General features: G+C 55.3%; 20 protein-coding genes. 5 read left to right on the forward strand and 15 right to left on the reverse strand.

The features are described from left to right. The first annotated feature begins 33 nt into the window (after positions 1-33). Genes UR504_RS14375 through UR504_RS14390 form a run of 4 tightly spaced genes read left to right on the forward strand, consistent with a single transcriptional unit; the run spans position 34 to position 6,508 of the window. Positions 34-255, forward strand: a complete 222-nt coding sequence (locus UR504_RS14375; RefSeq protein ID WP_032660957.1) for a DUF1427 family protein — start codon at positions 34-36, stop codon at positions 253-255. Next, positions 252-512, forward strand: coding sequence for a XapX domain-containing protein (locus tag UR504_RS14380; RefSeq protein ID WP_111964146.1), 261 nt, complete (start codon positions 252-254; stop codon positions 510-512). Before UR504_RS14375 ends, UR504_RS14380 begins: the two co-directional genes overlap by 4 nt. Positions 513-535: 23 nt before the next feature. Continuing rightward, the gene (locus UR504_RS14385) at positions 536-916 is read left to right on the forward strand and encodes a response regulator transcription factor (protein WP_111964145.1); all 381 of its coding nucleotides are present in this window, start codon (positions 536-538) and stop codon (positions 914-916) included. Between the two features lie 9 nt (positions 917-925). Further along, the gene (locus UR504_RS14390) at positions 926-6,508 is read left to right on the forward strand and encodes an ATP-binding protein (protein WP_302235615.1); all 5,583 of its coding nucleotides are present in this window, start codon (positions 926-928) and stop codon (positions 6,506-6,508) included. Between the two features lie 3 nt (positions 6,509-6,511). On the opposite strand, the gene UR504_RS14395 is transcribed toward UR504_RS14390, so the two are convergent. Then, the gene (locus tag UR504_RS14395; RefSeq protein WP_302235616.1) at positions 6,512-7,129 is read right to left on the reverse strand and encodes a response regulator transcription factor; all 618 of its coding nucleotides are present in this window, start codon (positions 7,127-7,129) and stop codon (positions 6,512-6,514) included. A 284-nt stretch (positions 7,130-7,413) separates the two neighbouring features. On the opposite strand from UR504_RS14395, the gene UR504_RS14400 reads away from it, so the two are divergent. After that, positions 7,414-8,016, forward strand: coding sequence for an ATP-dependent Clp protease proteolytic subunit (locus UR504_RS14400; RefSeq protein WP_274241888.1), 603 nt, complete (start codon positions 7,414-7,416; stop codon positions 8,014-8,016). A 59-nt stretch (positions 8,017-8,075) separates the two neighbouring features. On the opposite strand, the gene UR504_RS14405 is transcribed toward UR504_RS14400, so the two are convergent. The 14 genes from UR504_RS14405 to UR504_RS14470 form a co-directional block, all read right to left on the reverse strand. Beyond that, positions 8,076-8,384 (reverse strand): SH3 domain-containing protein, encoded by a 309-nt coding sequence (locus tag UR504_RS14405; protein ID WP_248175312.1) that lies wholly within the window; start codon positions 8,382-8,384, stop codon positions 8,076-8,078. A gap of 129 nt (positions 8,385-8,513) precedes the next feature. Continuing rightward, on the reverse strand, positions 8,514-9,764 hold the full coding sequence (locus tag UR504_RS14410) for a hypothetical protein (RefSeq protein WP_271368953.1): 1,251 nt from the start codon (positions 9,762-9,764) through the stop codon (positions 8,514-8,516). A gap of 1 nt (position 9,765) precedes the next feature. Continuing rightward, a complete protein-coding gene (locus UR504_RS14415) occupies positions 9,766-10,194 on the reverse strand; it encodes an IrmA family protein (protein WP_320739837.1) in 429 nt (142 codons plus the stop codon). Positions 10,195-10,219: 25 nt separating this feature from the next. Beyond that, positions 10,220-10,696 carry a hypothetical protein gene (locus UR504_RS14420; protein WP_181899772.1) on the reverse strand — a complete coding sequence of 159 codons (477 nt, stop codon included), beginning with the start codon at positions 10,694-10,696 and terminating at the stop codon, positions 10,220-10,222. A 51-nt stretch (positions 10,697-10,747) separates the two neighbouring features. Continuing rightward, complete coding sequence (locus UR504_RS14425; protein WP_115876568.1) at positions 10,748-11,230, reverse strand: hypothetical protein; 483 nt, start codon at positions 11,228-11,230, stop codon at positions 10,748-10,750. An 11-nt stretch (positions 11,231-11,241) separates the two neighbouring features. Continuing rightward, a complete protein-coding gene (locus UR504_RS14430; protein ID WP_133293703.1) occupies positions 11,242-11,940 on the reverse strand; it encodes a hypothetical protein in 699 nt (232 codons plus the stop codon). Positions 11,941-11,958: 18 nt separating this feature from the next. Then, positions 11,959-13,494 carry an SUMF1/EgtB/PvdO family nonheme iron enzyme gene (locus tag UR504_RS14435; protein WP_248175315.1) on the reverse strand — a complete coding sequence of 512 codons (1,536 nt, stop codon included), beginning with the start codon at positions 13,492-13,494 and terminating at the stop codon, positions 11,959-11,961. Then, positions 13,484-14,665, reverse strand: coding sequence for an ABC transporter permease (locus UR504_RS14440; protein ID WP_232057367.1), 1,182 nt, complete (start codon positions 14,663-14,665; stop codon positions 13,484-13,486). The genes UR504_RS14435 and UR504_RS14440 overlap by 11 nt, the downstream gene beginning before the upstream one ends. Before the next feature lie 31 nt (positions 14,666-14,696). Then, positions 14,697-15,383, reverse strand: coding sequence for an ABC transporter ATP-binding protein (locus UR504_RS14445; protein WP_274241891.1), 687 nt, complete (start codon positions 15,381-15,383; stop codon positions 14,697-14,699). Beyond that, positions 15,383-17,338 carry a vWA domain-containing protein gene (locus UR504_RS14450; RefSeq protein ID WP_133293705.1) on the reverse strand — a complete coding sequence of 652 codons (1,956 nt, stop codon included), beginning with the start codon at positions 17,336-17,338 and terminating at the stop codon, positions 15,383-15,385. The genes UR504_RS14445 and UR504_RS14450 overlap by 1 nt, the downstream gene beginning before the upstream one ends. A gap of 8 nt (positions 17,339-17,346) precedes the next feature. Continuing rightward, complete coding sequence (locus UR504_RS14455) at positions 17,347-18,306, reverse strand: hypothetical protein (protein WP_127729462.1); 960 nt, start codon at positions 18,304-18,306, stop codon at positions 17,347-17,349. 6 nt (positions 18,307-18,312) lie between these two features. Beyond that, on the reverse strand, positions 18,313-20,976 hold the full coding sequence (locus tag UR504_RS14460; protein WP_133293706.1) for a putative virulence factor: 2,664 nt from the start codon (positions 20,974-20,976) through the stop codon (positions 18,313-18,315). Further along, on the reverse strand, positions 20,976-23,981 hold the full coding sequence (locus UR504_RS14465) for a virulence factor SrfB (RefSeq protein ID WP_320739839.1): 3,006 nt from the start codon (positions 23,979-23,981) through the stop codon (positions 20,976-20,978). The genes UR504_RS14460 and UR504_RS14465 overlap by 1 nt, the downstream gene beginning before the upstream one ends. Beyond that, entirely contained in the window at positions 23,982-25,355 is a 1,374-nt protein-coding gene (locus tag UR504_RS14470) for an SrfA family protein (protein WP_274241893.1), read from the reverse strand. Positions 25,356-25,358 lie beyond the last annotated feature (3 nt).

Raw genomic sequence — 25,358 nt, forward strand, 5'->3', positions numbered from 1 at the left:
GGCTCGCCGCTGCCTCTTTCTCTGGAGTTCACGATGAGTACTGGGCTGATATCCCTTGCGGCAGGCGTGTTGATTGGCCTGATGTATGCCGTGCTGAAGGTGCGCTCCCCCGCGCCGCCCGCGCTGGCGTTGATTGGCCTGCTGGGGATGCTGGCGGGTGAACAGGCGACGCGCCATCTGTTATCCCGGGACGGCGCGCCTCCTCCTCAGGTGACCGTGCCGCAGGCTAAATCGCAGACGGGAGCGTCCTCATGAAGGCATGGATAATTTCGCTGGTGTGCGGCGTGGTTGCTGGGGTAATTTACGCCCTGCTCGACGTTCATTCCCCGGCACCGCCGGTTGTCGCCCTGCTTGGCCTGTTCGGCATGCTGGTGGGCGAACAGCTCATCCCGGTGGGACGACGTTTACTGAGTCGCGAACCGCTCACCCTCGCCTGGTTTCGTCACGAATGCGTACCGAAAATCAGCGGCTCGGCGCCCCCTGCGCCCGCGAAGGACGATCGCGACGTATAATGATTTTTTAGAGGAAAGACAGCATGACGCTGCCGTGGCGCATTGCCATCATTGATGACGAACGTTCCGTCCGCAGCGGGCTGAGTAATCTCCTGGAGTCGGAAGGGTATTCGACCGATACGTTTGATTCGGCAGAGGTATTTCTGAGCCATCCGCTTGCCCTGTCCGGCGCGGCGCTGGTGATCACCGACATCAAGCTGCGGGGCATGAGCGGCCTGGAGCTGTTTGAAAAGCTGCGCCTGCTGGCCGTACCGCCTCCGCCCGTGCTCTTTATCTCCGGTCATGCTGATGAAAATATGCAGCGGTACGCTCTCGGTCTGGGCGCCGCTGCTTTTTTGCGTAAGCCCATTAACATCGATATTCTGCTGGATCATATTCAGCGGGAGCTGGCCCGCCGACAATAAGGATCGCGGATGAACGAACACGAGCAGCCTGCATTCTGGCCCGCCCAGGGGAATCTTCACCAGGGGCGGGTTTTTGTCCTTAAAGAGGATGTGATTTTTACCGTGCTGGCGCAGGAGGGCGGAATCGCCTGGATGCACGCGCGACATCCTCATTCCGGCGGCTCATTTATTATCGCCACCGCGGTCAGCGACGAAGAGGAAGAGCGGGCCACCCGGCTGCTGAAAAACGAGTTTGCGCTGCGTGACGCGCTGCAGGACAGCTGGGCCATTCGCGCCGTCGCGTCCACCCAGTACCGGGGGCGCTTCGCGCTGGTGTATGCGCCGTTTGCGTTTGAGCTGCTGGCGCGGCGCGCGGGCAGGGCGATCTCGGGTATCACGCGCTTTATCGAGATGGCGATTCAGATCTGCGTTCCCCTGCGCCAGATGCATCTGCAAAACCTGATCCACGGCGATATCAAGCCCGGCACGATTTTTGTTCATCATGATGCCACCTGCCGTCTGGGCAGCTTTGGCCTCTCCTGTAGCCTCTCCGGAGCCTTCACCCAGACCCGGCTTGCCGTGTCCGGCGGTACTCCCGCCTATATGTCTCCAGAGCATACCACCCGCACCCAGCGCCCCGTCGACAGCCGCAGCGATCTCTACAGCCTCGGCATGGTGCTGTATGAACTCCTGACCGGACGCCTGCCGTTTGAACTGGGAGAGGACGAGCAGACCAACTGGGCGCACTACCATATTGCCTCGGCGCCGCTGGCCCCGGATGCGATCCGCCCGGACGTGCCGGGAATGCTGTCGACCATCATCCTGAAGCTGCTGGAAAAGCACCCCGATAACCGCTACCAGACGGTTGACGGGCTGATTGCCGATCTCCGCCGCTGCCAGGCGACGTTGACCTGCGAGGGCGAGATCGTCGCCTTTACCCCCGGTCAGCAGGATCGCACTCCGGCGATCCATCTGGCGGACTCCCTGTTCGCGACGCATCCGCAGGCGAATGATGTCGTTGCCGCGTTTGAGCGGGTGGGGCAGAGCCTGGTCCCGGAGCTGGTGACGATCGGCGGGCCGTCCGGGATCGGCAAATCCTCCATTATCGCGACGGCGCTTAAAACGCTGCAGCAGCGTACGGTGCTGCTGGCGGTGGGCAAAGTCGATCAGTTTTCACCGTCGTTGCCTTACGGCGTATTAAGCTCTGCGTTCCGCGCCCTGACGCTGCACCTGCTGGGGCTGCCCGCAAACGACGTGGCGAAGTGGAAAATCCGCCTGTCTCGCGCCCTGGAGGGACACGAGGCGCTGGCCGTCAGCCTGGTGCCCGAGCTGGGACTGCTGCTTGAGAGCAAGCCGCGCTTCTCGACGGATACGTTTTCCATTGATGCCCGGGCGCGCTTCAGCCATATGGTGCTGGCACTGGTGAAGACCTTTGCCTCGCAGGGCTGCCCGCTGGTGCTGGTGCTCGACGATCTCCAGTGGAGCGACGCTGCCAGCCTGCACACGCTCAAATATCTGCTGATGAACTGCGGCGCTATCCCGCTGCTGGTGGTCGCGGCCCACCGGGATATCGGCTCTGTGACCGACGCCTCCCTGCAGGCGCTGCTGGCAAGCCTGCCGGAAGCGGCGCAAAACGCGAGCGAGATTGTTCCGCAGGCGCTTTCCGTGAAAGCGGTGGCGCGCTGGCTGGCGACGGTATTTCGCACCCGCAGCGCGGCGACGGCCGATCTCGCCACGCTGATCCACGAGAAGACCGGGGGTAACCCGCTTTTTGTGCACGAGTTTTTCCGCCGTATCGTTGATGACGGGCTGGTGGTACACAACAAATATCAGGACAAGTGGCATTACGATCTGCAGGCGATCCGCGCCCGGCATTACACCGAAAACGTGGTCACCCTGGTGCTGGAGCAGCTCGAAGAACTGCCCGACGAGACGCGTCGCCTGCTGGGCAGCATCGCCTGCCTTGGCGGCACGGGCGAGATGGAGATGGTCTGCCGCGTGGTCGGTATATCGATGGCGGAAATGCGCTACGCGCTGCATCCGGCGGTCATGGCGCAGCTGATCGTGCTGACGGAAAAAGCGTACTCCTTCACCCACGACCGGGTGCAGGAGGCCGCCTTTGCGCTGCTGGATCGGCATGAGAAAAGCCATCTTCATCTGACTACCGCCAGCCTGCTGGCCGACGCCGCGCGGCAGGCGGCGGGGAACGAGCTGCTGTTCCGCGCCGTACATCACGTCACGGCCGCGCTGGACAGCATCCAGCCCGCCCCGCAGCGCCAGATGTTCCGCGAGCTGAGCCTGCTGGCCGCGCGACGCGCGAAGCGCTCGGGGGATTACCCGTCGGCACTCAGCTATATCCAGACCGCCAGAGCGCTGGGCAACGCCGGGACGGTGTCGGACTTTATGCTCGATATTGAAGAGGCGGGCTGCGAGTTTGCGCTGGGGCACCTGGAGCGCACCCGCGAGCTGTGTGACGCGATCCTCGGCTGCCCCGGCGGGCTGACCGAAAAGGCGCTGGCGGCCAACCTGCTGGTGGAGGTGTACATTCGCCAGTCGGACAGCCGTCTGGCGCTGGAGGCGGCGCTCTGCTGGCTGGGTGTATTTGGTATTCAGATCGGCCGTTATCCGGAAGATGCCGACTGCGACGAGGCCTGGGCGCTTTTTTGCAACCGCACGGCAGACGCGCCGCAAAACCTGTTTGCCCAGCTGTCGCGGATGGATAACCCTGAAACCGAAGCGGTGATGAACCTGCTCTACAGCGCCAGCATTTGCGCCAGCTTCATCTGCCCGCGCCTGCACTTTTTACTGCTCTGCCGCATGATGCACCTGACCCTCGACCACGGCATTACCGGCGCGTCCACCACGGCGATGGCCTGGTTTGGCGTGCTGATTGGCCACCGCTACGCCGAGTACCGCCTCGGGTTCCAGTACGGCACGCTGGCCCGCGAGCTGGTGAATCGCCACGGCTACGATGCGTTCGAAGCCAAAACCCTGCTGCCGCTCGACCAGCTCAGCGTCTGGACCCAGCCTTTGTCGTTCACCATCGAGTGCGCGAAAGCCTGTTTTACCTCAGCGGTGACCCACGGGGATATGACGATGGCCTGCTTTGCGGCCTGCCACCAGGTGATTAACTTCCTCTCGCGGGGCGATCACCTGGACGGGGTGCTGACCAGCATCGATCGCGGCCTGGCGTTTGTGCGTAAAACCCACTTCCAGGACGTGGAAACCATTTTGATGGTTCAGCGCGGGTACGTTGAGTTCCTGCGCACGCCGGTTATCGGCACCTGGACCGCGTCGCAGGTATTGCCGGAGGCGCTGCTGCCCGCGTCGCCGGAGCAGGCGCCGGAGCAGACCTCCACCATGCTGTTCTGGTATTGGCTCTATCGCGGCATGGCGCACTTTACCTGCGGGGAGTATGCCGACGCGCAGGCGGATCTGGAGATGGCGGGGTGGTACGCCTGGTCTGCGCCGGGGCACATCCATCTGCTGGATTACCATCTTTACAGCGCGCTGGCGCTTTCCCGTCAGCTGATGCCGGAGACCTTCTCGGCGAACCACCGTCGCAGCATTCACGCCCACTATGACAAAATCGCCTTCTGGGCGCGCGTTAATCCCGGCACGTTCGCGGATAAAGAGGCGCTGATCTACGCCGAAATCGTGCGTCTGGACGGGATGAACAGCATTGCGCTTGAGCAGTATGAGAAGGCGGTCCGGCTCTCCCGCGAGGGCGGCTTTAATCCGATCAATGCCCTGGCCCACGAGCTGGCGGGGCGCTTTGCGCTGGCCTGCGGCTACCCGACCGCCTCGGACGCCCACTTCCGCGGCTCTATTGCCGCCTGGGGTCGCGCGGGCGCGCAGGCCAAGGTGCGCCAGCTGGAGCAGGATTTCCCGCACCTGCTGGCCTCCGGGCAGGCCAGCGCCTACGACACGGTGGCGTTCGCCCAGAACGAGACCATCCGCGATCTCCAGAGCGTGATCAAAGCATCCCGCGCGCTGTCGGAAGAGATTAATCTTGAGCGCCTGATCGAAAACCTGATGACTATCCTGCTCGAACGCGCCGGGGCGCAGCGTGGCCTGCTGCTGCGCGTGAGCGATAACCTTATTCCTGAGATCGAGGCCAGCGCCTGGACCAGCACCGAGGGCGTGCGGGTGCGGATCCTGAAAGACGTGCCGACGGCGACCGACCTGCCGCTGTCGGTGCTGGCGGCGGTGATCCGCACCGGGCAGGAGATCCGCACCGGCAGGCCGGAGGAGTTCCATCCCTTCAGCCAGGACCCTTATCTTGTGACGTCGGGGGCGGCGGTTATGTGCGTTCCGATGTTCAAACAGGCGCGGCTGGTGGGCGTGCTCTATCTCGAAAACCGCCTGATGCCGGAGGTCTTCACCGCCGAGCACTCGCGCGTGGTGAGCCTGTTGGGCGCGCAGGCAGCGGTATCCCTGGAGACGGCGCGGCTGTACGCCGAGCTGCTGGCGGAGAACATCCAGCGCCGCCGGGTGGAGAAAGAGCTGCGATCCAGCCAGACCTCGCTAATGCTGGGCGAGCAGATCAGCCACACCGGCAGCTGGCGCTGGGAGCTGGAGCAGGATCTGATGTATGTCTCGGAAGAGTACGCCCGCATTCTCGGCCTGCCCGAGCAGCAAAAGATGATCTCCATGGCGGAGTTTTTGACCTTCGTCCATGAGGACGATTACGCCCGCATCAGCGCCATCGTCACCCAAAGCGTGCGCGAAGGTCTCTCCATGCGCGCGGAGTTTCGCGTCAAGCGTCCCGATGGCTCGACGCGCTACATCCTCGGAATTGGCGATCCGGTGGGCGTGGGCAGCGAGGTGAACGAGTACTACGGCATCATCACCGATATCACCAGCCAGCGCGCCGCGGAGGATGCCATGCGGGTGGCGCAGGCGGATCTGGCGCGGGTGTCCCGGGCCACCACCGTCGGACAGCTGACCTCCTCCATCGCCCACGAGATCAACCAGCCGCTGATGTCGATCGTCTCGAACGCCGGAGCGAGCCTGCGCTGGCTCAGCCGCGAGCCCGCCCGGCTGGATAAAGTGCGGGAAGGGCTGGAGGAGATCGCCGCGGAAGGCGCGCGGGCGGGGGAGATCATTCGCAGCATTCAGTCCCTGACGCGCAAGCAGGATCCCACCTTCTCGCGCATCGATCTGCACTATCTGATCCACCATATCATCGCGCTTTCGCGCAGCGAGCTGGAGCAGCGACACATAAGCGTTGATTATCTGTTGAACGCCAGCGACAGCTTTATCACCGGCGATAGCGTGCAGATCCAGCAGGTGCTGTTGAATCTGGTGATGAACGCGGTAGAGGCGATGGCCGAGGTGAAGGATCGCGCCAGCACCATTACCCTTAGCACCGCCAACGCGGACGGGAAAGCGATCGTCGAGATTGCCGATACCGGCAGCGGCATTGAGCCCGAGCGGCTGGAGCAGATTTTTGACTCGTTCTATTCCACCAAGCCACAGGGAATGGGGATGGGGCTGACCATCAGCGCCAGCATCATCGAGCGCCACTGCGGGAAGCTGAGCGCGCGCCGCCGGGAGCCGTACGGCACTGTGTTTGCGTTTGCGCTGCCGCTGGCGGCGCAGGAAGGGTAAACGTTACTCCGCAGGCTGGCTTTTGGTCAGGCGCTCAACGGCCCTGACCAGCTCGGCCACGGAACGCACCTGCATTTTCTCCATCACGCGGCGGCGGTGCACCTTCACCGTGATCTCGCTAACGCCCAGCTCGGCGGCAATTTGCTTGTTCAGCATGCCGCTTATCGCCAGCGTCAGCACCTCGTGTTCGCGCGGGGTGAGGGACATATGGCGCTGCTTCAGGGCGTAGTGCTCTTTATTGCGCACGGCGTTGTGTTCCGCCAGCTGAAGCGCGGATTCAATGGCGTTGATAAGCGCGTTAGATTCGACGGGCTTGGTGAGGAATTCGTACGCGCCGCCTTTAATGGCACGCACCGACATCGGGATGGTGCCGTGGCCGGTGAGAAAAATAATCGGGATCTCGCGCCCGCTGTCCTTAAGGGCGTCAGCCACCTCAAAACCCGAGATGGTGGGCATTTGCATATCAAGAACCACGCACGACGGGAGCTCTTCAAAGCGGTACTGAAGAAACGCTTCTGCCGATGAAAAGCCGACGGCGTTTAGGTCTGCCGATTCCAGCAGCCCAATCACGGACTGCCTGACTGCGTCATCGTCATCTACAACATACACAATGTGTTCCATTCACCGCCCCGGTGCTGATTGACATGTCGAGGATGCAAACAATCCCGTCGGTTACGTAAGGGACTGTTTATGCTGACTTTCATCTTAACACATTAACTATCATTATCATTTAACAATATGATAACCGTATGAAGTATAGCGAGCCGGGGCGGGAGTGGTGAAGGAACGAAACGCGTGCAACATGGGCAGTATGCCTCAGCGCCCTCGTTATTTGTCGGTGAGGACTTTGATCGGTAAAACAGGCTACACTCTGGTTTTGAGCGCTAAATGCTGAGGACATAACAATGCACTACACACTGAAAGAGAGCGACAAGGATAAAGCTGAAGGGTCAAACGGCGCGGGCGCTCTGCAGCAAAAACTGCTGGAGTCTCGTTCGATTGTGATCTCCGGTGAGATCAATCAGGAGCTGGCGCAGAAAGTGATCACCCAGATGATCCTGCTGCAAAGCGTCAGCAACGATCCGATCAAGCTGTACATCAACAGCCAGGGCGGCCACGTGGAAGCGGGCGACACCATTCACGACTTCATCAAATTCATTCGCCCGGAAGTGCACGTCATCGGCACCGGCTGGGTGGCGAGCGCCGGGATAACCATCTTCCTGGCAGCGAAAAAAGAGCACCGCTACTCGCTGCCGAATACCCGCTTTATGATCCACCAGCCGCTGGGCGGCGTGCGCGGTCAGGCAACGGATATTGAGATCGAAGCGCGCGAGATCATCCGCATGCTGGATCGCGTGAACAAGCTGATCGCTGACGCCACCGGCCAGCCGCTGGAAAAAGTGAAAAAAGACACCGACCGCAACTTCTGGATGTCTCCGGCAGAAGCGCTGGACTACGGCATCGTGGGCAAGCTGATCGCCCATTATGACGAGCTGAAGCTGGATTAAGGTTTTATCGCCGTGTACGTGTCGGGTGGCGGCTTCGCCTTACCCGACCTACGCCGGACCTATCGTACCTCGAACACCACCACCATCCAGTTCGTTCGCGTGCCTGGCGGAAACGCCGGGTAAGGATCGAGCCGTGTGCATGCCCCCGCCCAGATGTATGTATCCTCACCAATGCGATACCAGTGCGCGTTGCCTTCCACCGCATCCCCCATCACCGCAGCCTGCACCGTCAGTTGGCTTCCCGCAGAGAGTTCACACGCCACGGGCGAGAATACCGAGGGGCTCTGTTTACGCGTGTAGACCGCTGTTGTGGTCTTAACAGAGCCAGTGACCGGCAGTTCAGTGAAATCGCTCATTTTAGACCTCATGACAGTTCTCTCTTAACGTAGCGATATAAGCCGCTGTAAATATGGCGATCACGATAAAGCGTGAAACTGTCAGAATGTGTCATGCGGAAGTCTGAAAGGCACCCGTTGAGCGGGTGCCTGGAGGATTACTTAATTCTGGGCTGCGATGCTGATAAGTTCGTAGATTTTTTTTGCCCCGGCATTTGATTGAGTCAGTTCAATATTATGTTTCTGGCCATTCTTCATATGCAGGACAATTTTTTTATTAATGGATCCTTTTATGACTACGCTACTGACTTCTCTGAAGCGGGCGTAGAAAGTTTCATACAATTTTCCCAACACGCAATAAACACCGTCATCAGTTAATACCACACCACGATCTCCTTGGCCGAAAACCGTTTCGTCGTAGTAGAACAGGATCGCATCTTCCGTGAGAGGAGGCAGCGATTGACGATGACTGGCCGCCTGGACGAAATTGCTTATTTTTTTCGCGTTGAGATTGTCGTAGCGGTAAAAATTGTGGTCTTTGTTCGTCGCATACTGTGTTAATTCACCCCCGGCTGGTTTGTGCTCCAGTGCTGGCAAGGTTTGCTGTGGCTGTTGTGGTGTTGTTATCGTTGCCTCCGATACGGAACCAACCATAGAGGCACCAACAGCTCCCATCCCCGGAAGTGTCTGGGAGGTCACGCTATGTTGAATGGTGGTCACAGTTCGGGTGTAAGCGTTGACATGGCTCCCGCCTCGCATATGCGCTGATACGTTTTGCGGGGTTTTGACCACGGTCTGCACCGGGGTCAGCACGGTTCTGAATGCCGCGCGTAGGGATGCCACAATCGAGACGATCAGAAGTGCGATAAGTGGGACCGAAAGCCACATAATTGAAAAATAGAAAATACTTTGCTTAGTGTTGGTTGCCAGCTGCGTTAACCTGGAACAATAAAGCCCTGCAGTTATCACGTACACGACACCACAAGCGATAGTGGCAGCCATGTTGCTCTCCCCGTCCATTGCCATTTCCTGGATAACGGGAAAGAGCAAACATCCATAGAGAACAGCGCTAAAGAGCGCATCGGGAAGTAATGTTTTTATCGTCTCAAAGGCTTTTGCAATATTGTAGAAGATCCACAGAAGTAACAATATCCAGCCAATGACAGGAATAGCTGCGGCGATAGCCATAAGTATCATGCTGACGATCATACTGCCAAGAATATTGCCTAAATGCCCTTCCGAAATAAGATACCAGATAAAATACAGGAAGGAACCGGCGAGAACGGCCGGGAAGGCGACCACAACGCTTGCAGGTATAAAGAAAACGAACCCGCCAAAGATAAGTAATAACAAAAAGCAAAGGCCAGGCCCATTATTGTCAGGTGTTGAGTTTGCTTCAGCGTCTATAGACATATTAGTGATCTGCCTGCGGGTTAATGATAGGGAATGGAATAAATGGCCTTGGTGTAAGCAAACTGAGAGGTAAAGGCTGTTTGGTCTTTCCGTTAACTAACGCCAGTGACGTCAGGCGCAGCGTGAGATTGCTTTCGCAATAATGCTCGCCTTCGGCGAAAGCCGTTTGGTATCGCGTGGCATCAGAATCGCCGAATGGCTCTACCTGCAAAGTATCATGAGCTACAAGGTTATTTTTTGCATCAACGAGGTCAAAGCCTATCTCTAACGAACCAACGCTTTCCATGCCACTGTCCAGCGTGAAAGTGGCGCTGCACATCCCTTGATTTGCCCAGACGGTGTTTGAGTGCCAGATCTCAATCGCATGAGATGGAGCAGCGAATAAAAGACATGCGAATACTATGCTACAGTGTAAGTAACGGCTCATCATATTTTACCATCCTGAAAATGATGTATTAATCAACATAACCGTATGTTGCATCATCACCGGTGTCCGCTTCTTTTACGAGGCCTTGACCGCGATATTCATTAGGTAAAAACCCCCCATTAGTGCACTCTTTTTTCATGATGAGCTTTTGGTTTTTATATACTTTCAGGCCGGTATAATCCCATCCTTTTCCCGTACCGCTATAAACAACATAGCTGTAGTTGCCATTGATGAAACGATAATAATAAGCGCCTCCACCCGAGAACGTCATTTCACCCAGGCGAACCTGCGTTTTGTCTCCCTCATTTTGGGGGAGAGTCATTTCTACTTTTTCAAGTGAGCCGTAATAATAAGTAGGAACATCGTGCTCTAGACGGACGATAACGTATTTTTCGTTCGTGAGTTCGCAGTTGAAAATAAGCTCAGGCTCAGGCGGTGCAGCATGAACGCTTGGAATTGTCGCCAGAAGGGTCAATAATCCAGCAGAGAGTAATTGAGATTTCAACGTTATTTTTCCTTAGCAGGTAAAGCAGCCGGTAACCCGGCTGCTATTTTATTATTGTGAAGCCAGTGTTTCTTGTAATTCATTCAGCTGTCCCTGCAGCTTCTGCAGTTCCATCTGTTTTTGCAATTCGGAAGCGCTTGGTTTGTTTTGCGCCTCCTTCATATTTTTTTCCAGGTCTGCAACTTGCTTTTGAGCATCAGCCCGGCCAGCTGTTTTTTTCTTCAACTGGGCGAGCAGATTGTTCATCGACTTTTGCAGTTCTTGCTGCGATTTTTGTTTACTGGCTACGTTGGCATTGCTCAGTGCTTTCTCTTTTTCAATCGCATCATTCACCGCTTTGAACTCTTTATTCAGTTCCTGATCGTATTGCAGCGTTTTTTGTTTATCTTCAACGCGCTTATCCCAGGTGCCGGAGTAGTTGCAGTTAAATTTGGTAATAATGCTGACATCACCGGTTGTCGGGTCACAATCTCGCGCGTTAGTGGCACAGCCGGCTAATATGAGGGCGCTGAGTGCAAGAAAAATATAACGCATTGCTATTCCCCTCAACCGACTTTCAGCGCGGTGCGCTGGGTATAGAGGCTATCGAGCTCGCCCTGCAGAGAGCCAATTTTGTCGCGCATCAACGCAATCTCGCTATCCAGATTTTGGGTATCACTGCCGGATTTGCTCATGTCTGCAGAAACGTCCTGCCACTGCTTCTCATGTTTTTTCATGTCGGTGATGGTGCCACGAAGGTAAGCAATGTTGGCATCCACTCCTTTAATTTGCTTCTGTACTGCGTCTTTTTTCACCGTGTTTGCAGCCATATCTTTTTCTATTTGAGCGAGGGTCTTTTTATCAGAGTCGATAACCGATTTTGCAACGCTGGTTGCGTTCTGAATGCGTTTGTTTTCGGCTTCAACATCCTTAATCGTTGCGTTTAACTGCAGCTCTTTGGAGGCGTATTTTTTGCGCTGATTATCCAGATAGGCGTTAGCCCCCATACCCACACCGCAACCGGCGATAGCGGCGGCGGCCATACATACTGCTTTGTTGCTGGAGTTACTGACAGCGCAGGCCAGTGCGCCGATTACCGCGCCGCCAGCACAGGCCTGCCAGCCTGATTTATTGAAAAACTCAACATCCTGATTATTGGCAAGGCGCGGGTCGACGCCGCCACTACTTCCCGTACTGCCATTCTGGCACCCCGCCAGAAATACCATCATTCCTGCTATCACTGCTGTGCGAATAACCTTTAACATTCCAATCTCCTGAACTATTTAATTATTTTTTTTACATGAACTAAGCCACGCCTCGCGCGCAACTTTTCCATCTTTCCAGTACCCCTGAAGGTTCTTCCAGTAGGTATCGAGATAACCGTTAAGGTTGGTTTTTCCGCGTGCAGCCATCTGTTGCAATACGACAGCGACCTGCGGTTCGATGAGGGGTTTGTCATAGGTTGTGCCCATGTCTACCAGTGTGTCAGCGTAATAACTGGTAATAAAATCAAGGGCTTTTTGATGTTGACCAAGCTGTTCCTGACGGCGGGAGCAATTAGCATCAAGCTGGCTGCCTGCGGCACAGGTTTTGGTGAAGAGCTGGTTGAGACGATCGTAAAACTCGCCGTCATCTTTCATTTTTGTGCACAAAAAGGCGCCCAACTGTAACGATGTGCGTATTGCCTGATCCCGTTGTTCATCCCGAAGCTGGCTATTTGCGCGCAGCTCACCGCGCAGTTGCTCAAGTTGTTTCTTCAGTGCGTCATCCTGGACTTTTGCCGAGATAGCATTCAGGTTTTTTAGAGAATCATCAGCTTTGCCTGCAGGTGTTTCCTTTTTACCCGTGCCTAATGATTGCCACTCTTTTTCAATCTCTTTCACCCGCTCGCGTGATGTCAGGGTTGTGGAAACTAAAACCAGACGAACACCGGTGCTTTTGGTTGTATTCTCGCCTGCATTGGCATAGTACGGCTCCTCTCCACGCAGTGAACTGCGGATATCCGCCTGAGGAGTCATATAACTGCCCCCCCGAACGACATAGCCCCCAGCCTTACCATGCAGGCGATCGAGCTTGTTCAGGCGGAACGGGTCAAACATCATCTCTGCTGCGTTGCCCAGTATGTCGTGCAATCCGAGCGGGTTAGGTTTCAGCAGGCCGGTAAGCTGAAGTTTTCCATTTGCAGACTGTGCCCCCGCAAACCAGACATAACCGTTTAATCCTTCAGGCATCGGGAAGTGGCGATCGCGGAACTCTGCGGGGGAAACCGCGAGCCCGCCGCGTGCGGCAAACTCCCACTCGGTTTCTGTCGGAAGCCGTAAAAATCCCGCCTGACCATCATCTTCAGGCAGTGCAGAAAGTTTTTCTTTTCGTAACCACAGGTTGTATTGATTTGCGAATACCATGGCATCCATCCAGCCAATACTCACCTTCGGTAAACGTCCTTTCATATCCGTCGTCGGGCATTCCCCAGAAAGCGCGCGATACTGCAGGTCGCTCAGTTCATATTTGGCCATCAGGTAATAACGGCCCTTACCACCCTTCTCCGGGAAACTGCCTGCAATGTGTTCCTGGCGAGATTGTTCAACGTATCCCCAGTCGTCGCCTTCTTGCCCCAGCGTGATGTTGTAATCTTCCAGCGGTTTATTCAGCGGGATAGCGACTTTGCGAAATGCCATGGCACCGTCGCACGGCATAGGCAATATCACGTCATCGGCCAGAGGTTTTGGGTTCCAGAACTTTTCATCCCAGGTGGCATTAGCCGCCCAGGCGTACCCGAGTCCAATGATAGCCAGGCTCATCGCCAGTTTAGATTTCACGTAAACTCTCCGCAGGTTCGATTTTCAGTGCGCGCAGTGCTCCGATAGCGGCCACGCCTAACGCCACGGCAAGGACACAGAGCAATGCTGCGATAAAATGAAGGGGGTCAAGGTGACAGACGAATGCCTGGTCCGGTAAAGAACTGCCCAACACATGGTTGAACAATGCACTGCCCAGCAGGTAGATGATCACACCCAGTCCGTATGAGACGCCGGTCAAACACAGCGCCTGAATAATAATAAAAAGCGTCACAGAGCGACGGCGAAAACCCAGAAGGCGCAGCACGGCCATATCTTTGCGCTTACGATCAATGTTGGCGATGAAGGCACCGACTAACGAGGCGATGCACCCTGATGCAGAGATCCAGGCAATCACGCCAAAGATAATACCCAGCACACGGTCGATGGCACGCACAGACTCAATTTGAGCTGACTGAGTGATAGCCTCAATGTTCTGCGTCTCCAGCCACCGCGCGAGGAGTGAAACGTCATCTATCGAACTGGCATAGATACGTGCTCTTGAATAGCGGGTTCTCTCTCTGAACGGCTTGCCATCGCTGACCCCCAGCAAGGGAACCTGAAAGCCATCGCGGTAGTCTTCCAGAGCAACAAGCAAAGGCAATGTAATAAAGGCACCTTGACGTGAAAATTTTGCGTCATCCAGCACGCCGGTAACGGTTAAAGCGAACGTGGCGCGTTGGTTTTTCCCTTCGCTTTTTCGGCTCACCATCAGGCGCAGGATATCTCCTGTCTGCACGCCAAGGCGGCGTGCCGCACTGGCGCTGAGTACGGTATCGCTGTCTTTGACCGGTGCTCTGACATCCTGCAAAAGAGGATCGCCTTTGGCCGTCGGGATCACTTCAGCACCCGGGACAAAGTGTTGCCCGTCTCGGACCAGATCGGCCTGAGTGTTCAGCGAACGAGTCAACGGAATCGAAAATCCGACTTCTGAACGGCGGGCGAGCTTATCAAGCCAGGCAAAATCATAATTACCATTACCCGTCATACGTACTTCCCGGGTGCGAGGGTCGTCGAGAAGCTGATGGCGAAGCTGGCTGACAATGCCATTCTTCAATCCGAACAGCAGCAATAACGGTGCGATAACGGCAATCAAAGAGAAGATGATGCACAGCGCGACCTTGCGATCGTGAATGAGATCGCGCAGAGCCATACGGCACAGCAGGGTGCCTGACGCTGGCATATCAGCTGGGTAAGAAGACACTTTTTCCCTCTCCGGTCACGGCCTGATATCGGTCAATCCCAAAATGCGTCACGCGCTGCCAGTCGTGGCTCACAATAATGGCTGCCATATCCAGTGAGCGCACCAAACCGATCATCAGGTCAAACAGCCGGTCTGCATTATCAGGATCCAGCGCCGCAGTCGGTTCATCGGCAAGGAGTAAGCGTGGCTGGTGGGCAATCGCACGGATGAAGGCAACGCGCTGGCGCTCGCCGATAGAAAGCCGGGAAGGCATTCTTGTCAGCAGCGGCCGCACGCCCAGGGTGTCGATGGCCTTATCGAGCCAGGCTGACTGTAGGCTAAGTCCTGCCAGCCTGCGAACCAGAGTGATGTTTTCTATCACGGATAACCAGGGCAACAAGCCGCCGTGCTGTAGCATAAACCCAAGCTCGCGTGCGCGAAGCGCGGCCAGGGCAGGCTCGTTTTCAGCCATGAGCGGTATTGAAATATCGCGACCGGCGAGCCGGTACTCGGCAAGATGCGCTGGGCGGAGGATCGCCCCTATCATCTCCAGAAGCGTGCTTTTACCGCACCCGCTAGGCCCGGTTAGAGCGACCACCTCTCCCTTTTTCAACGAGAGGTGCGGGAGGGCGACGCTATAGCCATGCGTCCCGCCCCGGCTGATCTCCATATCGCGGATCCTCAACATCAGGGCAGGTTCTCCAGAGGTACCGGATAAACGTTATCGCGTGGGTCGCTATCGGGCGCTAATGCCACCCAACGGTCTACATCCTGGTTGTAGCGTTGATAGTAATTAAGCTTGGTGTTCAGCCTGCGGATAAAACGCTCCTGCTCAAGGCCATCCCAGCTTTTCCAGGTTTCTTCATCCAGGCTCAATACTTCACTGAGGTAAGGTAAGCTCTCGATATATTCACCGAGCAGTCCCATCTCTCCGAGGCGGGTCGCATTTTTCCCTTTCGCCTGGTTTGGATCGTTGCCCATGGTTGCCGCCAGAGAACGCAGGCTGGCAAACATGTCATCCGGAGAAATCATCCCCTCATTGGCGGCATTGACGATCTTCTTCATGACATCGCTCAGATCGCTGAGCTCGCTTTTCGTGAGCAGTACGCGCACCTCGGTCGCCGGGATGTTTTGGTCAATCAGATCGCGGTCGCTTATCCATGACTTGAATACCGGTGGTGCCGTGGTGCCTTGCTTTTCACCCAGATAGGCAAGACGCATTGCCTTACTTAACTTGTCGGCATCACTGAGCAGGGGATCTTCTTTCTTACCGGCATATTTAGGGCTTGCCCCCAGCGCACTCCCCGCCGTTTCTTCGCCGCTCCAGGCTGTTTTAATCTGGCCGGTAATGGCATTCGCCAGCTTATCGACCATACTACCGAAGCTATTTACATCACCTGAATCAATAGGATAGTAGAGCGGTTTATGCAGGAATGGATTTAACGTCAGCTCCTGATACTGGGCTTCAGCAGAACTGTGATTTTTCTTACCATCAGAGGTTTTCAGATGTAACGCATACAGCGCAACGCCACGATAGGCGGCTTCCTGACGCACCTGGGCGGCATCCAGATGGGTTGACGAGAGCTTATCTGTGCCATCAAGCGCGCCTGCGTCAGTAATCAGTACAACGTAGCGGGCGCCAAACTGCGTCCAGTCCACTTTGTCCAGCGCTGTCATGACCCCGCCGTAAGCATCTTCATCAACCTTGCTGCTGGAAACGGTAGCCTGCTTCAGGTCATGTACTTTAGCGAGGAAGTCTTTACCATCTTTAACGGTATTGGGGTCGACATACATCTTGCTGTCGTATTCAAGACCCGGAACCGCTTTCACGCTGGAGCGAAAAGCTACCAGGCCAAACTTGACCTGATCCTGTAAGTGTTCCTTCTCGATCCTTTTGTAGATCTTATCGATCGCCTCTTTGGTGCGATCGATATACGGCCCCATCGAGATGGTGGAGTCGATCACAAAGACAACCGAGGCGGAGAACCCTTTCATCATGTTCTTTTCATCAGCAGCGGACGCGGCCTTTTTTGCGGGCGACTTTTCGCTGACGGAGGCAACGTTGAGTACACGTACCTGGAAGCCGGTATCGGTAAACACATCATCTGAGCCAAGAACAGGTAAGAGATAAAAGTTTTTTAACTGATCCACCATGTAATCAGGCTCGCGTGCCAGAACCTGCGGGACCGGTTTATGGCTGCTCAAACTGTTGAGCATTGGTTGCAATGTTGCCGCAGGGTTTTTGCTGTTCAGAAGAGACTCAACGTCGGATTTCTCTTTAAAGAACAGCATCGGGTGACGGCCAGCAGGATTGGTAAACGCCAGCGTCAGCTGCATTTTCCAGTCAACGGTGCAGGAGGATTTCATCCAGCCAGCGGTATGACCAAAGCTGTCCGGCCCAACCTGCAGCCACGTGTCCTGACCCTGCGTTGTCCTTTGGTAAACATAGAATCGACTAAAGGCCGGCTGCTCTTTACCTGCTTCACCTGCTTTGGCGGACAGCTGGCAGCCTGGGTAAGTCAGTACCCGCTGGAATAACGCATGTTTACCTTCCTGCAAAAGCGGCTGTTTACCCGCGGCACAGACGGGGGATGCCAGCGTTGCGGCACACACCAGGCTACTGAACCAATGCATGTATTTCATTATTTATCCTATTTCTTCAGCTCAGCTAAACGGGCTTTGGCCTCGTTATTCTGCGGATCCTGATTTACAACCGACTCATACCAATACGCCGCTGTCTCTGCGTCAGGATTGAAGCATCCCCCTGGTTTTGCGGTTTTAGGGTCATATTCTTGTGCATAACGAACGGCCATCTGCGTATCGCCGGACTGGGCTTTATAGGCGTAAAGGCGCTGAGCGATATCGCAATGTTTTGCCGCTTTCGCTTTTGCGATGACGTCCAGCAGTTGTGCACTACTTGGCTGGCTACGCAGGCACCCTTTAACGAACGCCATTTCATTGCCGCTCGCCATTTGTTCATCACCACACGGCCCGGTAGTTTTCGCGACGGGTGCGGGAGGTGCCGCTGGAATTGCAGGCTCTGGCTTACGGGTAAACCACCACCCAGCAGCGGCCAGCAGGAGCAATAGAATGGCTAATCCCGCAAATAACGGCAGCTTGCTTTTCGGCTTCTGCGGCTGTTGAGATACAGGCTTTTCTGCGACAGGTTCTAAAACGACAGGTTCCGGTTCTTGAACGGACATCGGCTGCACGATGGGGGTATCATTCAGCGTCTGTATATTTTCCGGAAGTGGGTTTTCACCACCGGCCTGGGAGCTAAGTAGCCCTTCAGCGATGGTCAGAATCCCCATATCCTTATTACTTCCATCTTTGATGGTGATGCGATAGGCCGCCTGGCGGTTAGCGAGTAGTGGATCGATCAGAGAAGGGCCGACCTGAACGCAGGGCGTCTCCTCATTTTGTATCAGTGGAGGGAGGGCGAGAAAAATCTCGCCACTGACCCAATCACCGTGGCTGTCCAGATACAGACGATCCTGATTACGTACTACCGAGATTGTGACGCCCTCGGCATCGCCTTTCCAGCCTTTCAACAAGAGTAATGCGAATCCTGGTTGTATAGGGGTCAGCGTCTTAAGTTCAGGTTTGATCACGTCCAGTTACTCCTTTGCCGATTTAATCTGGCGGAGAATGACGCCCAGATTTTCGTTCTGCGCGACGCTAATCTCGCGTCCGGCAGAATGACCTGCGTTTTCGGTAATGAGTGCTTCCAGGCCAACCAGCCAGTCGATGATAAAGAAGGCACTGTAGTTCAGCTGTTGCGGCGTCAGGCGTGCCAGGCGTTCATCACCTTTCCAGACCACACTGTCGCACGTTGGTGGACGGGTAAAGATCGGCTGTTCGGGCTGGTTGAGACGGGCCGGGCGTTTCGATTCCGGCATATTTTGATAGCCCAGCCAGGTGATGAAATCGCTCATCACGTGAAGCACGCGTGAAACCTGACGCTCGACCATACGTTCACGACGAACGCCAGCCTGCTCGGTATTTTTCATTGCATTGACCAGCGCGTCCTCGACACGTGAACGCAATAACCCCGTGATCAATTCGTCTACCAGCGCTTCGGCAATCGGGCGCGGAAGACTGATGTAGTTGAGCATGGCGGCGGTTTCAGGCAGGCCGCGCAGATGGTTAATCCAGAGCTGAACGCTCTGGTGCGCGAAAGCGACCTCATGGCTGTGCGTCGTCACCGCAGTTGCGCTGCTTTCGAAAGCATCTTCCACACCGATATCAAAGAATCCTGCATCTTCTTCTGCTTCAGGCGCAGACAGGGTCGTTTGCTGCATGTAAAGTGCATGGAGATCGCGGCGTGCCGGAACCAACCGCGCCAGCAGTTCGCCGTGCATGCCGCTGCGTTTTTTCAGGGTGGCAAGGATCTCTTGCGCAATTCGGGATTTTCTGGACAGCTCTTCTTCGCCGTCCGGTTGGTACCAGTTCCCCAGTCCCCCTTCGACCAGTTCGTGGCGGATCTCGTCGAGCTGTTCTGCGATCCGCTCCAGTTTCAGTTCAGGGCGGGCGACGCGGGCCAGATAATCGGCCATTCGGCGCATACCACCGTCGTTGAGGGTGAGCATCGCATCCCAGGCTTCAGCAGGGTTCGCGATGTAGCGAGCGACAGCTTCATCTTCAAGGAAGGTTTTCCGCATCAGTGCAAGCTGCCCGCCATTGTCGTCGTTGAAAGCCGCTTCACTACCTGCGTTCATGCGGATAAAGGGCGTTTGCTGGCGCGGTTTGCGCACCAGGAACGTGTTATTGAACGCCTGACCCTGGCTCCATTCCTGCATCCATTTGTACTGGCCAAAACGCTCTGTCATCGCCATTTTGATCATCCCGCCAAGCCCCCAGGACTGGCGAAGAAGTGCTTCGTCATGGGAAAGGTTTTGGCTAATGCGCAGATCAAACATGGTTAATGCCCAGACAAGGCCAGGTAAGCGACGACCACGCGCGTCGGCATCGGCGCCCTGGGTGTAACGGATCCACTCGTCCAGCACGCCGCCCACTTCTTTGACATCAGACTGTTTTGTTGAGGCCGTACACACCACCAGGACATTCATCTCCTGGTTTTCGGTATAACGTTCAAAAAGATAGGCCACTTTTCCGCGCAAAATTAACTGCGCTAGCGGGTTGCTCTCTGCATTTTTAACCTCGCGGGTGACATCACCCATGGACTCCACCGCCAGACGGCCGCGATAACCCGGGAAGTCAAGCAAGTCGACGGCTTCGAAGATTGTTTCGCGAGGCGGAGCCATTAACGGGATATGCAATTCAACGGTAAGCGCGGTGAGCTCTGCCAGCGATAGCGAAATAGACGCACCCGTTTGCCCATTTACCACAGGACAGACTTCAATAGTCTGATCTGACGGGGTATTCAGCCGCTCCAGCATATCGACGTTCATGATGCTATCCCGCTGGAGAAGCATGCCGTTTTCGTTACGAACCAGCGTGCTCAGTGGGGCACGCAGCTCCTGCACTCCACCGAGACGCTGTAGCGTGTTGGCAAAACGGATATAGGCATTGGTTAGTTCTGGTACTTCGCCCCATAAAACGGAGAAAAGCTGGCCGCGATCTTCAACAGAAAGCCATGGTGCGAGGCTTACTGCCTGTGGCCAGTAGGTCAGGGCAAAACGGCTTTGCGTTTTCTCAGAATGGCGGATGAGGTAATCCCAAAAAGAAACTACGTCATCTTCGGTCACGCCAGGGCTGCGGGAGGTCAGGCGTCGTTTCGACAGGGACGTTAACAGATCGCTGATACGTTTTTCATCGAACTGCCAGTCAAATTTTTCCTGGTTGAAGTCATGGATGAATGCGTTGGCGAGGATCTTCCCCATTTCCACTTCGTTGAAGAGCTGTAAAGTGACAGGCCAGCGTTCGTCCGTGCTCTGATCACTGCGGCTAAACCGGGTAACAAGACCCGTCGCCTCTTTGCCGCCGCCAGGCGGGTTGATGTGGGTCAGAAAATCGAGCTGATTGCCGCCGAGGCGTGTTTCCAGCTTTCCGTTTTCACCCGCAGCCAGCGCGGAAATGAGATACGATTTGCCTGCCTGCGACAAGCCAAAGAAGCCGATTGTCATCGGTTTCGCTGCGGCCTGCGCCAGCCTGCGTGCTTTGTTACGGCTGCGGCGCAAGTTCATGGTCAGGCGATCGGCTTCAGTGTTCAGGCGCGGCGCGTCCTGACGAACGCTAGCGATCCAATCAATGGCCCGGCCTGCACCTTGTTCGACGCCATTCCAGCCCTGGATAATGGTGTTGGGATGAATAGTGCTCATTAGCTTTTAATACTCCCGCTATCCAGCCAGTAATGGGTTTCACTCAGCCCGTTACCGACCATTGTGTTCAACTGGAATGCAACATCTCTACGGCCATAACCGCGCTGTGCGTTTTCCATTTCCATCGAGCCAATCTGGAAGCGCTCCGGACTGACCGGTTCTTCGCTACTACGTCCACGTCCCTGTTCTGCGGTTAAACCGATGCTTATTACAGCATCACCCGACAGCTCGCTTGCCAGGTTCGCACTGGTAATTTTTAGGGTATAAAGTGCGGTCGATGGCCAGCGTTCGTTATCAAGCTGGCGGAAACCGATACGCACTTCCCCCCGTGCTTCAAAGCCTTTCCCTTCGGGTAACTGGAAATCAGCGGAGTCCAAATCAACATCTCGATAGGCGACATTGCTGTCTTTAATCACATTGTTTCCATCAAGCATCCCGACATAGCGGATGGTTGAATAAGGCTTAAAGTTCGCAGTGCGGAAGAAGAAGTTGTTGAGTCTGGATTTCTCCGCTAACAGGCAGAGCATCGCCCCCACAACGGCTGTCGATTTCGGATCGTCAATGCATCCTTTCTTGTTAAACGGATACCAGCCACCGGTTTCATAACCGTGGAGTGGCAGTACGCGAAAAGGGGGAACAGGTTGAAGCTGGCGAATGAGCGCTTGAATTCCCGGCAGGCGAGATGGACGACCGGTTAAAAGTAATACATCGCAGTTGTAGTGCCAAAGCACTTCGCACAACGCGCGCAGGCTGTGGCAAATGTTCATTCGCCCGCTGCGAGGGTCGATAAATTCATTGTGCAGACGCGCAAGATCCAATTCCAGCGGTACATCCAGAATGGAGAACGGTACTTCGCTCGCAAGCTGTCCGGAACGGGCAACGTCGTTTACGTAATCCTGTACTTTCTCGGTTGGAAGATTATCGGCAAGTAGCTCACGGAAGGTGTAATTCAGTATCTCCCGCCCATTTTCCGGGGAGTACTCTTCATAGCGATGCAAAATAGATAACGCCAGAGGCGCGAAGATCTGCAATGTAAGCTGCTGACGTAATACCTGTTTTCCGGCTTCGATAGATTCACTACCGAAGAGTTGTGACATCATTGATTCGGCTGCAAGATCGCTGTGGCCGACTTTGGTCATGGCCGCTTTTACTGCTGGCTGGAGGAAAAGCCGTATAACATCCAGCAGTATGTCGTCGCCTGCTACCTTAAACCCTTCACGGAAAAGCTGTTTCGGGGTAATTCGGACGTTAATGCCCTGGCCTTCATCCAGCGTGTAGCGAGAAATGACGAGGTCGGTCGTTCCTCCGCCAATGTCAATCGACGCGATTTTTAATGAGCGTGTATCGCTGGTGTCTTTTTGAGTATCGGGACGGCGAGTAGCTGCAAAAAATTCGTCCGTGCGACCGCCAAAGTAGTTCTGCGTTTCGTTATAGAGATATACCAACTGCCCACAGGTGGCTTCGTCCCACTTCACGTGTACGCCAGGATGGGCGTACTTCAAGCACTGCGGGTCATCGCCTTCATAATCCATCTCTTCCCAGCCGAGCGCTTTCCAGACCATGCGGATAGCGTCATGCATGCTCTCCTCAAAGATAGCGCGCTCAGGCTTTGGCATCGCCGGAGGGACAGTCATAATGACATTTCGTAAACGACGCGGTGTACTGGCGTGGTTCATCTTCAGCCGCTGTGAAGGGCTGTTGATTTGCATGAGAGCCTGGCTTAATACCTCTGACAACATCATCGTCATCAGCGAGCTACGACTGTATACCGGCGTGAAGACGGGCATACGGTCTTCTTCATTTTTCAGGCGAATGAGCAATTTCCCCTGATCGTTGACCATATACAGCAGCGGTGCTGCAGTGGCTAACGGCTCTCTGTCACTTTTCACGAAGGCCTGGCTAAAGCGCCATCCCGGTGAATAGGGTTGATCGTCCCAGAGGTAGCGTTTAGGGCTGGAGATCCCTGTTGAGCCCTCGGTACCCAGGCGTTGAGCCGCCATTCTGAAGGCTTCTCCGCCGACGCGTCCAATGGTTGGCCATGTGAAGGCATCGCTGCGCCCGCTTTTTAGCGAGAAATCCTGCTTGCCGAATTCGGCCTGGGCAAACTCGAGACGGCTGTCAAAAGGCTCGTTATAAACAAATTGCGGTTGGCTCAAATCGCGGAGCTGAAGCTGATAAAGTTGAGAAAGCCCTTTATTGTCGTCACGATGTTCTTCGATCAAGATGCCGCAGCTACGTGAGTTACCAATGTCCAGCACGAGGTCTACAGGTATCGCTGAGTCCCGGATTTTTACGTCATTGACCTGTACTTCAGGAACGACAATCGTCGTCGCCAGGACATGCAGCAGGTTAAGATAATGCGCCTGATGTTCCTTCTGCAGCAGTTTTTCATCAATGTCATCAATATGTTGGCGTAATACTTCGCGAGCCTGAGTACTGAAAACTTCCCGTAGCCATTCATCCACCCATGGCAGTGAGAGAAACTCCCTCATCTCGTGAGGATGGCGTGCCAGAGCAAATCCCGCACCTGAACGGATATCATCCTCGCCCGGTGCGAGATACTGCGTATTCTCGCGATCCGGGAAAATTTTGGTATCAAAAATCAGAGTAGCGCGCCAGGTATTACCCTTTTCATCCGGCTCAGGCAGCTCATGGAACTGGACGCGTGACCAGTTATAGGGCCCGTGAGCAAAGGCTCGTGGCGGGTTGAAGCGGAAAAATGGCAGCGGTAACCAGAGGCCGCGATAGAGGCGTAGCGACTCTTCGGTCGTCAATGTGTAGTCGGAGTCTGCGTAGCGAGGAGGTTCGCTGTCAGGCAGAGGGAGCTGCAGCTTATCTTCCCTCTCATTATAGATAAGCCGCATAATAGCCTCGTCACCCTGTTGACGAAGAAATTCCCCATATTCTTTACGCGTTGGCAGGGTAAAGGCGAAATCAAGGAACTGGATCCCGCTGTCGCGAATAAGTTTGACCTGTTTTTTAAAATCAGTGAGTTCAGCGAGCATTTACTGACTTGCCTCCTGCTTCATCGAAATAGGGAAAAGTGTTTTGGCGTCGTAACGGCCTTTGCAATTCGCAATGTTTTGCGCGCCGGGAGCACACAGAATTTCTGGCATTTGGTAGCGTGAGCCATCGGAGCACTGTGCTTCTCCCTGATTGTTAATGGCGAGATGACCTGACTGAATGGCCGCATTGACCGCGCCACGACAGGTCACACCGTCGCCACGGATCATCTGTACTTCGCCCTTACCGTCATTGATTTGGTAACTCAGACTAAGGGGCTTTCCTGTGCGTTGATCCTGAATACCAGCCCCTGCGTGCCAGTTCCCGTCCAGAAAACGGGTATTTCCTTGTGCCAGTGAAGATGCGGGCAGGGTCAACGGGACTTTAGCACCAGCTGAGGTATTGGCTGATGGCGCTTCGAGAGCAGGTGCTGTTCCGCCGGGATGAGGGCTATTCGTGGCTGACGCAGGATCCACAGCAGATGCCGTTGCTGCTGCACTTTGTGACGGCGTTTGTAATGCTGATTGCTCTTGTGACGTTGTGAGTGAAGTGCCCGTGGCGCTTAAAATCTCACTGCCCGTTGTCGAATGCAGGTTCGCCTTAGACGTTGTTGTGCTGATGATGGCCCTTGACGACGGCGCAAGAGATTCGGCTGTTGGAAGGTGGGGCGCGGGCAAAGCGGATACAGAAGATGAAATACCAGGGATCGTTATGCCTGGCATGCAACCCCGTAAGAACAGTAGCGCTAAAAGGAGTAACAGAAGTAGCGGCAGTAGCCAACGCAACCATGCGGGTAAGAGCAACCACCAGCGTCTTTTGGCGGGCCTTTGATGCGTAAAGGTGCGTTCTGGTATCACCGGTTCAATACTTGCTGATTGCGGAGGCAAGGCTGTAGATATTGGACGCAAACAGTCTAGCGGCTCGATGCGGGCCTGGTTAGTGGCGTTCACAAATCCCCAAAAACTGATGACCGGCTTTCCACCTACCAGCCACACGTGCTGCTGATCGGGGAATTGCATCGCTTTTTCAAGTAATTTCCCAAAGAGCCGGCGTTCCGGCTGCTGGCTTTGGGCAAATTCATTACTTATCTGGCGAAACGCTGCATGGGTTGTTTCGAGTTGCGCGAGCGCGGCCTGGCGCTCAGCTTCCGTTGCGGCCGTCCATGGAATAACGTCACCGGCCAGCGGGGCATACCAGTCGATTCGATCGCCATGCTCGCTGATTTGCGGGATGGCTAAAGTGTCAGCAACCGCCGTTTGTTTTCTAAGTCGTAGGGTTTCACGCAGCTGTAATGCGGAAATATATACTGCCTGTCCATTCTCACCCATCGACTGATATTTATCGAGCTTGTCACTGCATAGAAAAATTTCTTTCACGCT

This window comes from Enterobacter sp. 241F3, from assembly GCF_034106785.1.
Lineage (GTDB): Bacteria > Pseudomonadota > Gammaproteobacteria > Enterobacterales > Enterobacteriaceae > Enterobacter > Enterobacter vonholyi.